Annotated in this window: 12 protein-coding genes and 1 pseudogene; 10 read left to right on the top strand and 3 right to left on the bottom strand. The window is 58.6% G+C overall.

The window, feature by feature from the left end; genetic code table 11:
• Positions 1 to 35: 35 nt before the first annotated feature.
• The 6 genes from odhB (at position 36) to HDC32_RS29655 (ending at position 7,665) form a co-directional block, all read left to right on the top strand.
• Complete coding sequence (gene odhB, locus HDC32_RS29630; RefSeq protein WP_131699464.1) at positions 36 to 1,265, top strand: 2-oxoglutarate dehydrogenase complex dihydrolipoyllysine-residue succinyltransferase; 1,230 nt, start codon at positions 36 to 38, stop codon at positions 1,263 to 1,265.
• A gap of 101 nt (positions 1,266 to 1,366) precedes the next feature.
• Positions 1,367 to 2,803: a dihydrolipoyl dehydrogenase gene (gene lpdA / locus HDC32_RS29635; RefSeq protein ID WP_065924490.1), complete on the top strand. Its 1,437-nt coding sequence runs from the start codon at positions 1,367 to 1,369 to the stop codon at positions 2,801 to 2,803.
• A gap of 204 nt (positions 2,804 to 3,007) precedes the next feature.
• Positions 3,008 to 4,174: an ADP-forming succinate--CoA ligase subunit beta gene (gene sucC / locus HDC32_RS29640; protein WP_003233235.1), complete on the top strand. Its 1,167-nt coding sequence runs from the start codon at positions 3,008 to 3,010 to the stop codon at positions 4,172 to 4,174.
• On the top strand, positions 4,174 to 5,055 hold the full coding sequence (gene sucD, locus HDC32_RS29645; RefSeq protein WP_003172813.1) for a succinate--CoA ligase subunit alpha: 882 nt from the start codon (positions 4,174 to 4,176) through the stop codon (positions 5,053 to 5,055). Before sucC ends, sucD begins: the two co-directional genes overlap by 1 nt.
• 415 nt (positions 5,056 to 5,470) lie before the next feature.
• Entirely contained in the window at positions 5,471 to 6,784 is a 1,314-nt protein-coding gene (gene brnQ, locus HDC32_RS29650) for a branched-chain amino acid transport system II carrier protein (protein ID WP_024074306.1), read from the top strand.
• 143 nt (positions 6,785 to 6,927) lie between these two features.
• On the top strand, positions 6,928 to 7,665 hold the full coding sequence (locus HDC32_RS29655) for a DUF599 domain-containing protein (RefSeq protein ID WP_145338015.1): 738 nt from the start codon (positions 6,928 to 6,930) through the stop codon (positions 7,663 to 7,665).
• Positions 7,666 to 7,759: 94 nt separating this feature from the next.
• Here the strand turns inward: HDC32_RS29655 and HDC32_RS29660 are convergent, their stop codons facing one another.
• Positions 7,760 to 8,011 (bottom strand): hypothetical protein, encoded by a 252-nt coding sequence (locus tag HDC32_RS29660; protein WP_090407089.1) that lies wholly within the window; start codon positions 8,009 to 8,011, stop codon positions 7,760 to 7,762.
• A gap of 158 nt (positions 8,012 to 8,169) precedes the next feature.
• Between HDC32_RS29660 and HDC32_RS29665 the strand changes: the two genes are divergently transcribed.
• The 4 genes from HDC32_RS29665 (at position 8,170) to HDC32_RS29680 (ending at position 11,925) form a co-directional block, all read left to right on the top strand.
• Complete coding sequence (locus tag HDC32_RS29665; RefSeq protein WP_131699461.1) at positions 8,170 to 8,646, top strand: PaaI family thioesterase; 477 nt, start codon at positions 8,170 to 8,172, stop codon at positions 8,644 to 8,646.
• Positions 8,643 to 9,095, top strand: a complete 453-nt coding sequence (locus tag HDC32_RS29670) for a PaaI family thioesterase (protein ID WP_090407082.1) — start codon at positions 8,643 to 8,645, stop codon at positions 9,093 to 9,095. The genes HDC32_RS29665 and HDC32_RS29670 overlap by 4 nt, the downstream gene beginning before the upstream one ends.
• Positions 9,096 to 9,184: 89 nt before the next feature.
• Positions 9,185 to 11,089 carry a molecular chaperone HtpG gene (htpG, locus tag HDC32_RS29675; protein ID WP_145338013.1) on the top strand — a complete coding sequence of 635 codons (1,905 nt, stop codon included), beginning with the start codon at positions 9,185 to 9,187 and terminating at the stop codon, positions 11,087 to 11,089.
• Between the two features lie 107 nt (positions 11,090 to 11,196).
• Positions 11,197 to 11,925 (top strand): dienelactone hydrolase family protein, encoded by a 729-nt coding sequence (locus HDC32_RS29680; RefSeq protein WP_145338011.1) that lies wholly within the window; start codon positions 11,197 to 11,199, stop codon positions 11,923 to 11,925.
• Positions 11,926 to 12,024: 99 nt separating this feature from the next.
• Here the strand turns inward: HDC32_RS29680 and HDC32_RS29685 are convergent.
• Positions 12,025 to 12,886 (bottom strand): annotated as a pseudogene (locus HDC32_RS29685) (pirin family protein).
• A gap of 64 nt (positions 12,887 to 12,950) precedes the next feature.
• A complete protein-coding gene (locus tag HDC32_RS29690; RefSeq protein WP_092490338.1) occupies positions 12,951 to 13,367 on the bottom strand; it encodes an OsmC family protein in 417 nt (138 codons plus the stop codon).
• Positions 13,368 to 13,501 lie beyond the last annotated feature (134 nt).

Below are 13,501 nucleotides of genomic sequence, written 5' to 3' on the forward strand. Positions count from 1 at the left end.
GCTGACTGAAACCGAATTTTAAGGACCCACAGATAATGGCTATCGAAATCAAAGCCCCGTCATTCCCGGAATCGGTTGCCGATGGCACCGTTGCCACCTGGCACAAGAAACCAGGTGAGGCCGTCAAGCGTGACGACCTGATCGTCGACATCGAGACCGACAAAGTCGTGCTGGAAGTGTTGGCCGAAGCTGACGGCGTGCTGGGCGCAATCGTTGCCGAAGAAGGCGCTACCGTTCTGTCGAACCAGGTGCTGGGCTCGATCGAAGAGGGCAGCGCTGCCGCTGCCGCTGCTCCTGCTGCCGCTGCTGCACCGGCCGCTGCTTCGGCGCCTGCTGCCGCTCCGGCTGCGGGGGGCGAAGATCCAATCGCTGCACCGGCTGCGCGTCAGCTGGCTGAAGAAAACGGCATCAACCTGGCTTCCATCAAAGGCACTGGCAAAGACGGCCGTGTGACCAAGGAAGACGTGGTTGCCGCGGTTGAAGCGAAGAAAAACGCTCCGGCTGCCGCGCCTGCCAAGGCTGCTGCACCGGCTGCCGCCGCGCCTGTGTTCGCTGCCGGCGACCGCACCGAGAAGCGTGTACCGATGACCCGCGTTCGCGCCACCGTGGCCAAGCGTCTGGTTGAAGCACAGTCGAACATGGCGATGCTGACCACGTTCAACGAAGTCGACATGACCGAAGTCATGGCCCTGCGTTCGAAGTACAAGGATCTGTTCGAGAAGTCTCACAACGGCGTGCGCCTGGGCTTCATGTCGTTCTTCGTGAAAGCGGCAACCGAAGCGCTGAAACGCTTCCCGGCAGTCAACGCTTCCATCGACGGCGGCGACATCGTTTACCACGGCTATGCAGACGTCGGCGTTGCCGTGTCCAGCGACCGTGGCCTGGTGGTTCCGGTCCTGCGTAACGCCGAGCTGATGAGCCTGGCCGAAATCGAAGGCGGCATCGCCGGCTTCGGCAAGAAAGCTCGTGACGGCAAGCTGACCATCGACGAGATGACCGGTGGTACCTTCACCATCACCAACGGTGGTACCTTCGGTTCGATGATGTCGACGCCGATCGTTAACCCGCCACAAGCTGCAATCCTGGGCATGCACAACATCATCCAGCGTCCGATGGCCATCAACGGCCAAGTCGTGATCCGCCCAATGATGTACCTGGCGCTGTCTTACGATCACCGTCTGATCGATGGTAAAGAAGCCGTGACTTTCCTGGTGACCATCAAGAACCTGCTGGAAGACCCGGCTCGTCTGCTGCTGGATATCTGATAGAAGCAGCTGCAGGCCTCAAGTGACAGATTGCCGGATAAGGCAGTTGGGCTTGGGGCTTGCGGCTTGAAAGCTTGCTGCTAAATAGAGGAACTATTTTCATGTCGCAGAAATTTGACGTTGTAGTGATTGGTGCGGGTCCTGGCGGCTACGTTGCCGCCATCAAGGCCGCACAACTGGGCCTCTCGACTGCTTGCATCGAAAAATACACCGACAAGGAAGGCAAACTGGCACTGGGCGGTACTTGCCTGAACGTTGGTTGCATTCCTTCCAAGGCGCTGCTGGACAGCTCCTGGAAATTCCACGAAGCCCAAGACGGCTTCGCGATCCACGGCATCAACCATGCTGGCGTGACCATGGACGTGCCAGCAATGGTCGGCCGTAAAGCCAACATCGTTAAAGGCCTGACTTCCGGCGTTGCGACCTTGTTCAAGGCCAACGGCGTAACTTCCTTGCAAGGCCACGGCAAACTGCTGGCCGGCAAGAAAGTTGAAATCACCAAGCCGGACGGTTCGGTAGAAATCATCGAAGCCGAGAACGTGATCCTGGCTCCAGGCTCGCGTCCAATCGACATTCCACCGGCTCCTGTCGACCAGAACGTGATCGTTGATTCGACCGGCGCCCTGGAATTCCAGGCTGTGCCTAAGCGCCTGGGCGTGATCGGCGCTGGCGTGATCGGCCTGGAACTGGGTTCGGTCTGGTCCCGCCTGGGTTCCGAAGTGACCGTGCTGGAAGCCCTGGACACGTTCCTGCTGGCTGCCGACACCGCAGTGTCCAAGGAAGCGCTGAAAACCCTGACCAAACAAGGTCTGGACATCAAGCTGGGCGCTCGCGTGACCGGCTCTAAGGTTAACGGCGAAGAAGTCGTTGTGACCTACACCGACAAGGATGGCGAACAGACCATCACTTTCGACAAGCTGATCGTAGCCGTAGGTCGCCGTCCAGTGACCACCGACCTGCTGGCTTCCGACAGCGGCGTGAACATCGACGAGCGTGGCTTCATCCACGTTGACGATCACTGCGCTACCACCGTTCCTGGCGTCTACGCCATCGGCGACGTGGTTCGCGGCATGATGCTCGCGCACAAAGCTTCCGAAGAAGGCATTATGGTTGTCGAGCGCATCAAGGGTCACAAAACCCAGATGAACTACGACCTGATCCCGTCGGTTATCTACACCCACCCGGAAATTGCATGGGTCGGCAAGAACGAACAGCAGTTGAAAGCTGAAGGCGTTGAAGTTAACGTCGGCACCTTCCCGTTTGCCGCTTCTGGCCGTGCCATGGCAGCCAACGACACCGGTGGTTTTGTCAAAGTCATCGCTGATGCCAAGACTGACCGCGTATTGGGCGTCCACGTGATTGGCCCAGGCGCAGCAGAACTGGTTCAGCAGGGCGCGATCGGTATGGAATTCGGCACCAGTGCCGAGGACATCGGCATGATGGTCTTCTCCCATCCGACCCTGTCCGAAGCGCTGCACGAAGCCGCGTTGGCAGTGAATGGTCATGCCATCCACATCGCCAACAAGAAGAAGCGCTAAGCGAGATAATAAGAAACCACGGCGGAGTTGCCCGTCGTGAGCCTTGCGCGCAAGACTCACCGCGGAATATCCGCTGGACGCAGTCTTGCGCAGCTTTACGGGCCTTGAGCCCCGCAAGTTGCGCAAGCAGCAGTCACAGGTGGCGCGGCACTCATAATGAGCGCAGCGCCGAATGCGCAGTACCTAACGAAGACGGTAAAAAGCATGAATCTTCACGAGTATCAGGGTAAGCAGCTGTTCGCTGAATACGGCCTGCCAGTTTCCAAGGGCTACGCAGTAGACACCCCGGAAGCAGCAGCAGAAGCTTGCGATAAGATCGGCGGCACCGAGTGGGTTGTCAAAGCCCAGGTCCACGCTGGTGGTCGCGGTAAAGCGGGCGGCGTTAAGCTGGTTCGCAGCAAAGAAGACGCCAAGGCCTTCGCACAGCAGTGGCTGGGCAAGCGTCTGGTGACCTACCAGACTGATGCCAATGGCCAGCCAGTCACCAAGATCCTGGTTGAATCGTGCACTGATATCGCTAAAGAGCTGTACCTGGGCGCTGTCGTTGACCGTTCGAGCCGTCGCATCGTGTTCATGGCTTCCACCGAAGGTGGCGTGGACATCGAGAAGATCGCTCACGAAACCCCAGAAAAAATTCTGAAAGCCACTATCGATCCACTGGTTGGCGCCCAGCCATTCCAGGGTCGCGAGCTGGCTTTCCAGTTGGGTCTGGAAGGCAAGCAAGTTGCCCAGTTCGCCAAGATCTTCGTAGGTCTGGCCAAACTGTTCCAGGATCACGATCTGGCCCTGCTGGAAGTGAACCCGCTGGTGATCAAGGCTGACGGCGATCTGCACTGCCTCGACGCCAAGATCAACATCGACGCCAACGCCATGTACCGTCAGCCTAAGCTGAAGACTTTCCACGATCCGTCGCAAGACGATCCGCGCGAAGCGCACGCTGCCAAGTTCGAACTGAACTACGTAGCCCTGGAAGGTAACATCGGTTGCATGGTCAACGGTGCTGGCCTGGCCATGGGTACCATGGACATCGTCAACCTGCATGGCGGCAAACCAGCCAACTTCCTCGACGTGGGCGGTGGTGCTACCAAAGAACGCGTAACCGAAGCCTTCAAGATCATCCTGTCCGACTCCAACGTCGCTGCAGTACTGGTCAACATCTTCGGCGGCATCGTTCGTTGCGACATGATTGCCGAAGGCATCATCGGTGCAGTGAAAGAAGTCGGCGTTAAAATCCCGGTTGTTGTTCGCCTTGAAGGCAACAACGCTGAACTGGGCGCTAAAGTACTGGCAGAAAGCGGTTTGAACATCATCGCGGCTACCAGCCTGACCGACGCTGCTCAACAAGTTGTCAAAGCTGCGGAGGGCAAATAATGAGCGTCCTGATCAATAAAGACACCAAAGTTATCTGCCAGGGTATTACCGGTTCGCAAGGTAGTTTCCACACCCAGCAAGCCATCGAATACGGCACCAAGATGGTTGGCGGCGTAACGCCGGGCAAAGGCGGCACCGAGCACCTGGGCCTGCCAGTGTTCAACACCGTGAAAGACGCTGTAGCTGCCACTGGCGCCACCGCCAGCGTGATCTACGTTCCAGCTCCTTTCTGCAAGGACTCGATCCTGGAAGCGGCATTCGGCGGCATCAAGCTGATCGTTTGCATCACCGAAGGCATTCCTACCCTGGACATGCTGGACGCTAAAGTTAAGTGCGACGAGCTGGGCGTAGTCCTGATCGGCCCTAACTGCCCAGGCGTGATCACTCCAGGCGAATGCAAGATCGGCATCATGCCAGGTCACATTCACTTGCCAGGTAAAGTCGGTATCGTTTCCCGTTCCGGCACCCTGACCTACGAAGCTGTGAAGCAGACCACTGACGCCGGTTTCGGTCAGTCGACTTGCGTCGGCATCGGCGGTGACCCGATCCCAGGCTCCAACTTCATCGACATCCTGAAGCTGTTCCAGGAAGACCCGAAGACCGAAGCGATCGTGATGATCGGTGAGATCGGCGGTTCGGCTGAAGAAGAAGCGGCAGCCTACATCAAGGCACACGTGACCAAGCCGGTTGTTTCCTACATCGCTGGTGTGACTGCCCCTGCGGGCAAGCGCATGGGTCATGCTGGCGCAATCATCTCTGGCGGCAAAGGCACTGCAGACGAGAAATTCGCTGCACTGCAAGACGCAGGCGTTAAAACCGTGCGTTCGCTGGCAGACATCGGCAAGGCCTTGGCTGAGCTGACCGGTTGGGCTGTCAAGTAAGCCTCGCGCTTAGCTGACGCTTTACCAGCAAAGGCCACCTTCGGGTGGCCTTTGTGCATTCTGAAGTTGGCGAAGATCAAAATGTGGGAGGGGGCTTGCTCGCGAAAGCGGTGTATCAGCCACTCGTGAGCTGACTGACACGCCGCTTTCGCGAGCAAGCCCGCTCCCACATCCGATCGCATTTCAAAATTTAGATATAAAAACGCGACATAAAAATGTCGCTTATCGGACAGTTCGCCCCCCAACAGTGCGTTTGACCCGCAAATTCGTTAGGCTAGCCGCCTCTTTATGCGTCCGCCTCCCAAAAGGAAGCCGCGCGCTAGACCGGTCGGTGCCCATAAGGGCCGGCAGCATTTCCCTCATCCATAGGGAATCCCTCTCTAAATTCCGATTCAGTAGTGTGGTATTTCCTCAAATGAAAGTGTTGAAAAGCCAGGACATCCTGGCGTTGGGCTTCATGACCTTCGCCCTGTTCGTGGGCGCCGGCAACATCATCTTCCCGCCTATCGTTGGTTTGCAGTCCGGGCCTCATGTCTGGATGGCGGCGCTGGGCTTCCTGATCACTGCCGTCGGCCTGCCGGTGGTCACCGTGATCGCCCTGGCCAAGGTCGGCGGCGGCATGGACGCGTTGAGCAGCCCGATCGGCAAGATCGCCGGTGGCCTGCTCGCGGCGGCTGCGTATCTGGCGGTAGGGCCGCTGTTCGCCACCCCGCGTACCGCGACCGTGTCGTTTGAAGTGGGCCTGGCGCCGCTGACCGGCGAAAGCCCGCTGGCGCTGTTCCTCTACAGCTCGGTGTATTTCCTGGTGGTGTTCTTTGTCTCCCTGTACCCAGGCCGACTGCTGGACACCGTGGGTCGCTTCCTGGCGCCGCTGAAGATCATCGCGCTGGCCATCCTCGGCATTGCCGCGTTTGCCCTGCCGGCCGGTGAGGTGGGTGTCGCCACCCCGGAATACGTTGCTGCACCGTTCTCCCAGGGCTTTATCAATGGTTACCTGACCATGGACACCCTGGGTGCGCTGGTGTTTGGCATTGTGATCGTCAACGCGATCCGTTCCCGTGGTGTCGAATCGCCCAAGCTGATCACCCGCTACGCGATCATTGCCGGGTTGATTGCCGGCGTAGGTTTGGCGCTGGTGTACATCAGTCTGTTCCGCCTCGGGGCGGGCAGTCATGAAGTCGCTGCCGGCGCTGCCAATGGCGCGGCTGTATTGCACGCTTATGTGCAACACACCTTCGGCTCCCTGGGCAGTGGTTTCCTGGCGGTGTTGATTTCGCTCGCGTGCCTGGTCACCGCGGTCGGCCTGACGTGTGCTTGCGCCGAGTACTTCAGCAAAATCCTGCCGCTGTCCTACAAGACTCTGGTAGTGATCCTGGCGCTGTTCTCGCTGTTCGTGTCGAACCTGGGCCTGACCAAGCTGATTGCATTCTCGATCCCGGTACTCACCGCGATCTACCCGCCGTGCATCGTGCTGGTGGCCCTGAGCTTCTGCAAAGACTTCTGGCAGGAGCAGGGCCGTATCGTCGGGCCGGTGATGCTGGTGTCGTTCATCTTTGGCTGCATCGACGCGCTCAAGGGCGCAGGCCTGGCAGGCTGGATGCCTTCGCAGCTGGCGAACCTGCCGCTGAGCGAGCAAGGCCTGGCGTGGCTGGTGCCGTCGGTGATGACGCTGGGTGTGGCGGTCGTCATTGATCGTATGCTGGGTAAGCGCAGCGAAGCCATCGCATAACAAGCGGGTTTCATGCAGTACGGAAATGCCTCGTATCAATCGATACGGGGCATTTTTTTTGAGCGGCGGGCCGTGTCTTTTTCTTTGCGCTAACGTCGAACAGACGCAAAAAGTTTTTCAATCTCCTTTCTGCAAGGACCCGCATGTCGTTCGTCGAAGCCAATCAGATTCACCTGCTTGCTGCCCTCTGGTTCGTCCTGTGTTGGGGCGGCTACACCCGTTATGCCACCTGGAAAGCCCGAGACACTGCTTGCCTGGCCAGCGTGCTGCATTTGTATCGCGAGGACTGGATGCGCCGCATGCTGCTGCGCGACAACCGGATTGCCGACGCCAGCGTGATCGGCAACCTGGAGCGTAATGCCTCATTCTTCGCCTCCAGCACCTTGATCATCCTCGCCGGCATTCTCACGGTGCTGGGGGCCTCCGAGCGGGCGGTGTCATTGCTGGCCGACATACCCATGGTGCAGCAGGCCTCCCAGGGCATGTCGGAGATCAAGCTGCTCTGCCTGGCGCTGGTCTTTGTCTATGCCTTCTTCACCTTCAGTTGGTGCATGCGCCAGTACAACTTTGCCGCGGTGCTGGTAGGGTCGGCGCCGATGATCGGTGAGCGGCATGTGTCGGAGCAGGAGCGCAAGGCGTTTGCCCTGCGTGCGGCGCGAGTGATCTCCATGGCCGCCAACCAGTTCAACTTTGGCCTGCGTTCTTATTACTTCGGCATGACCATGCTGGCGTGGTTCGTCAGCCCCTGGTTGTTCATGTTGATGAGTGCCGGGGTGGTGTTCGTGTTGTATCGTCGGGAGTTTCATTCCGACGTACTGCAAGTGATGGTGTATACGCAGACGGATACACCGATGCCTGAGGCCGCCAAAGAGGAGATTTAATGCGTGACGCGGCGGGTTAAAAACAGCAGACAAAGTAAAGCCCGCTATATAAGCGGGCTTTCTTTTTGCAGCGAAGCTATTTCATGCTACGGTATCAGGAACCGGTGGCAGGAGTAGCAGGTGCTGCTTCTTTTGCGGCGGCGTCGTTCGATTCAGCCTGAGCTTTGGCAGCATCGGCGTTTTCTTTCGCAGCGTCGTTCACTTTATCCTGAGCTTTCGCCATGTCTTTTTGAGCTTGCTCAGAATGCGCTGCGGCATCTTGGGCTTTGTCTTCGGATTTCTTGTCGCAAGCAGCGAGACCGAGGGCAGCGGCCAACATCATGGAAATAGCTAAAGTCTTACGCATGGGGTGTTTCTCCTTAGTGAAGATATCTACTGGCCTTTCGAGCATGGGCGTTCAGCATTAGTTCCTTTTATTCCACAGATATATAAACAACGGTCTCAGAGGAACTTTCGCGCGTACCGTCTATTTCGCACATCAACACTAATAAGAGTCTGCAACGAATGACCGAAAATCCCTTGTTAGAGCGCGCGAAGCGCTTTGTCTCGGCCTTGCGCCATTGCCAGGTGCTGGGTATCACCACTCATCATGCCAGCGAGGAGGGCATCACGTTGGTCATGCCCTACGCCGCACAACTGGTGGGAGATCCCCTGACCGGCGTGATCCATGGTGGCGCGCTGACCTCTTTAATGGACACTGCCTGCGGCATGGCCACCCTGTGTGTCCTGCCGGAGTTCGAGGTGTGCCCGACCCTGGACCTGCGTGTCGACTATATGCATCCCGCCGAGCCACATAAGCCGGTATATGGATTCGCCCAATGCTACCGAGTGACCACCGACGTGATCTTTACCCGTGGCTTTGCCTACCAGGACGACCCGCAACAACCCATCGCCCATGTGGTGGGCACCTTCATGCGCATGGGCAAGCGTCTCAAGGGCACCCACGGATTGGGCAGCGCCATCAAGGGAGAGCAGGCATGACACATCGATTCAAGACTCGCCTGGAACAGGCCCATCAGCGAGGCAACTACGAGGCCCTGCTGGACCTGATCCCCTACGCCAAACTGATCGGTATCGAATGCACCCGGCTGGGGGATGAATTGCTGTTTCGCCTGCCGGCCCACAAGGACAATATTGGTAACCCCATATTGCCTGCGCTTCACGGCGGGGTGATCGCCGGCTTTATGGAGCTGGCAGCGGCGTTGCACCTGCTGGTGTTTACCGGAGCGCCGGGTATCCCGAAAATCATCGATTTCTCGCTCGATTACCTGCGCGCCGGCCAGTTTCGCGACACTTACGCCAAATGCCAGGTGTGGCGCCAGGGCCGACGGGTGGCGAATGTCGCGATCACCGCCTGGCAAAGCACCGCTGCCGAACCGATTGCCACCGCTCGTGCGCATTTCAAGATCGAGGAAGGAAGCCGCCCTTGAAATCCTGGTCTTAGCCCCCAACTTTGATGACAACCCGCCGCCAACCCTCAAGGGCGCGGCCACTGCCATCCAATTGGAGTTTGATGACCATGAGTGTGGAAACTCAAAAGGAAACCCTGGGCTTCCAGACCGAGGTGAAGCAACTGCTGCACCTCATGATCCATTCGCTGTATTCCAACAAGGAAATCTTCCTTCGCGAATTGATCTCGAACGCCTCTGACGCTGTCGACAAATTACGTTTCGAAGCCCTGTCCAAGCCTGAGCTGCTGGAAGGTGGCGCGGAACTGAAAATCCGTGTGAGCTTCGACAAAGACGCCAATACCGTCACCCTCGAAGATAACGGTATCGGCATGAGCCGCGACGATGCGATCACCCACCTGGGGACCATCGCCAAATCCGGCACCGCCGACTTCATGAAAAACCTGTCGGGCGACCAAAAGAAAGATTCGCACCTGATCGGCCAGTTCGGCGTGGGCTTCTACTCGGCCTTCATCGTTGCCGACAAGGTTGAAGTGTTCAGCCGTCGTGCCGGCCTTGACGCCAGCGAAGGCGTGCATTGGGCTTCCAAAGGTGAGGGCGAATTTGAAATCGCCACCATCGACAAGGCTGACCGTGGTACCCGCATCGTCCTGCACCTCAAATCCGGTGAAGACGAGTTCGCCGATGGCTGGCGCCTGCGCAATATCATCAAGAAGTACTCCGACCATATCGCCTTGCCGATCGAGCTGCCGAAAGAACAAGCCGCTGCCGAAGGTGAAGAGAAGCCTGCCGAGGAATGGGAAACCGTCAATCGCGCCAGTGCCCTGTGGACCCGTCCGCGTACCGAGATCAAGGACGAGGAATACCAGGAGTTCTACAAACACATCGGTCACGACTACGAAAACCCGCTGAGCTGGAGCCATAACAAGGTCGAGGGTAAGCTGGAATACAGTTCGCTGCTTTACGTGCCGGCCCGTGCGCCGTTCGACCTGTACCAGCGTGAAGCGCCGAAAGGCCTGAAGCTTTACGTGCAGCGCGTGTTCGTGATGGACCAGGCGGAGTCGTTCCTGCCGCTGTACCTGCGCTTTATCAAGGGCGTGGTCGACTCCAATGACCTGTCGTTGAACGTGTCGCGGGAAATCCTGCAAAAAGACCCGATCATCGACTCCATGAAGTCGGCGCTGACCAAGCGCGTACTCGACATGCTGGAGAAACTGGCGAAGAACGAGCCTGAGCAATACAAGGGCTTCTGGAAAAACTTCGGTCAGGTCATGAAAGAAGGCCCGGCAGAAGATTTCGCCAACAAGGAGAAAATCGCCGGTCTGCTGCGCTTTGCTTCCACCCAGGGTGAAGAGGGCGAGCAGGTCGTTTCCCTGGCCGAGTACCTGGCTCGTGCCAAGGAAGGTCAGGACAAGATCTACTACCTGACCGGCGAAACCTACGCACAGGTCAAGAACAGCCCGCACCTGGAAGTCTTCCGCAAGAAAGGCATCGAAGTGCTGCTGCTGACCGACCGTATCGATGAGTGGCTGATGAGCTACCTCAACGAGTTCGACGGCAAATCCTTTGTCGACGTAGCCCGTGGCGACCTGGACCTGGGTAACCTGGACTCCGAAGAAGAGAAGAAAGAAGCCGAAGAAGTCGCGAAGGCCAAAGAAGGCCTGGTTGAGCGGATCAAGGCGTCGCTGGGCGATGCCGTCAGCGAAGTGCGGGTTTCCCACCGTCTGACCGACTCCCCGGCGATCCTGGCCATTGGCGAGCAGGACCTGGGCATGCAGATGCGCCAGATCCTCGAAGCCAGCGGCCAGAAGGTCCCGGACTCCAAGCCGATCTTCGAATTCAACCCGGCTCACCCGCTGATCGAGAAACTCGACGGCGAGCAGAGCGAAGAGCGGTTTGGCGACCTGTCGCACATCCTCTTCGACCAGGCGGCCCTGGCCGCTGGCGACAGCCTCAAAGACCCGGCCGCCTACGTGCGCCGACTGAACAAGCTGTTGGTTGAACTGTCGATCTGACACCGTTGTAGAAAAACCCGCTTCGGCGGGTTTTTTCGTTTGTAGGAGCGAGCAAGCTCGCTCCTACAGCCCATTTCCGTTCTAGTGATCTTCAACTGGAGTAAATGATGAGCCAAGTTACTGTGCGTTCCGTGGTCTATCAGATTGATGGCCAGTCTTATGAAAGCCGCCTGGCGTTCGATGCCAGCCAAAAGAACCCGCTGCCCGGCCTGCTGATGGCGCCGAACTGGATGGGTGTGAGTGCGGGTGCCGAAGAAATCGCCAAGAGCGTTGCCGCCAAGGGCTACGTGGTGCTGATCGCCGACCTCTACGGGCAAACCGTGCGCCCGTCGAATGGCGATGAAGCCGGTGCCGCAATGATGCCGTTGAAGAATGATCGCCCGTTGCTGAACAAGCGCATGCAGGCTGCCCTTGAGCAGCTGCTGGGCCAGACCGAAGCGGCAGTGGACACCTCGAAGCTGGCCACCTTTGGTTTCTGCTTCGGCGGTTGCTGCTCCCTGGAGCTGGCGCGTACCGGTGCGCCATTGAAGGCAGCCGTATCGTTCCACGGCACCCTCGACACGCCGAACCCGGCAGATGCGAAAAACATCAAGGGTTCAGTGCTGGTGCTGCACGGGGCTTCCGACCCGCTGGTGCCGAAAGAGCAACTGCCAGCGTTCGAAGCTGAAATGAACACGGCGGGCGTGGATTGGCAATTGCTGAGCTACGGCGGTGCGGTGCATTCCTTCACTGACCCGGATGCCAATGTGCCGGGCAAGATGATGTACGACGCGAAGACCGCTGCGCGGGCCTTCCAGTCGATGCATAACTTGCTGGACGAAGTGTTCAAGGGCTAAATCTTCAGCGCCTGTTCCGGTTTCATCGGGGGCAAGCCCCCTCCCACATTTTGACCGTGTGAATCCAATCAAGTGTGGGAGGGGGCTTGCCCCCGATAGCTATCTCACAGGCAACTCAATTCTTTCAGTTTCACCCGGCACCGTCGGCCAATCCCCATCGGCCCAGCGCTGCCTGGCCTGCTCGATCTTCAGCGGATCGCTAGCGACAAAATTCCAGTTGATCCGCCGCGGCCCATCCAGTGGTGCCCCGCCAAACACCACCACGTGGCAATCGCTTTCGGCGAATAGGGTCATTTCCTGCCCGGCCGGCAATACCACCAGGCTGTGCACCTCAAGCCGCTCACCCTCCAGCTGTACTTCACCCTCCAGCACATACACCGCGCGTTCCTCGTGCTCGTCAGGAATCAGCAGGGTCGTGGCCGTTTGCATGTGCACATCTGCATACAACGTAGGCGACAGCACCGGCACCGGTGATTTGAGGCAGAAGCCACTGCCGGCGATCAGGCGAATCCGCACGCCCAGGTTGTCACTCACCGGCAGGCTCGCCGCAGGGTGATGGCTGTAATGCCCCGGCCCCTCTTCGTGGTCCTTGGGCGATGCCAGCCACACTTGCAGGCCATGCAGGGTGAAACCATTGGCCTTCAGTGCCTCGGGTGTGCGCTCGACATGGGCAATCGCGCTGCCGGCGGTCATCCAACTGACGTCCCTCTACCACTTGGTCGGAACCCAGGCTGTCCTTGTGCTGCAGTACGCCTTCAAACAAGTAGGTGAGGGTGGACAGGCCAATATGCGGGTGCTGGCGGATATTCATGCCGCTCCCCGGTGCATAACGGGTGGGCAGCATATGATCGAAGAACACGAACGGCCCGACGCTGCGGCATTCGCGCGAAGGCAGCGGGCGCAGGATGGGTTGGCCTTCGACATCTTCAGGGCGTGGGCGGATCACGGTGAGGGTGTTCATGGTGCGTCCCAGTCTGAGCGGGTTAGATGGCGCTGAGCATAACCCGCCCGACGAGATGTTGCCGCTATTGGCTGAACGCGCCTTCAGAGAGGCGAGTTTCAATGGTGACCTCGGCGGTGGTCATCAGCTTGTGTACCGGGCAGCGATCGGCCACACGGTGCAACTCGTCGCGCTGTTCGTCGGTGAGTACGCCCTTGAGCGTCAGCTTGACGTTGAGCTTGTATTTGCCCTTTTGCTCTTCGGTGGCGTCGTGGGTGACTTCCACGGTGACACCGGTCAGCGGGATGTCTTTTTTCTGGGCATAGAGCTTGACGGTCAGCGCCTTGCATGATGCCAGCGCGGCGTCGAAATAATCATGGGGAGAGGGCGCCGAGTCGTCACCACCCAGGCTCTTGGGCAGGTCGGTAAACAGCTCGTGGTTATTGATATTGACGCTGTGGCGGAAGTTGTCTGCGTTCAGCGTATTGACGGTAACAGGCATGGCAAACCTCACGGGGTGGCAGAATGAAGGTCATGCAGTTATAGAGCATGCAGGCGCTGGGGTGTTCCACATTTTTTGCTGGCTGAACCCCGGTATGGCGCGCAAGGTCTACCGGTATTCGCCCTTATCGAGGT

Origin of the sequence: Pseudomonas sp. JAI120, from assembly GCF_014207255.1 — a bacterium.
Taxonomy (GTDB): domain Bacteria; phylum Pseudomonadota; class Gammaproteobacteria; order Pseudomonadales; family Pseudomonadaceae; genus Aquipseudomonas.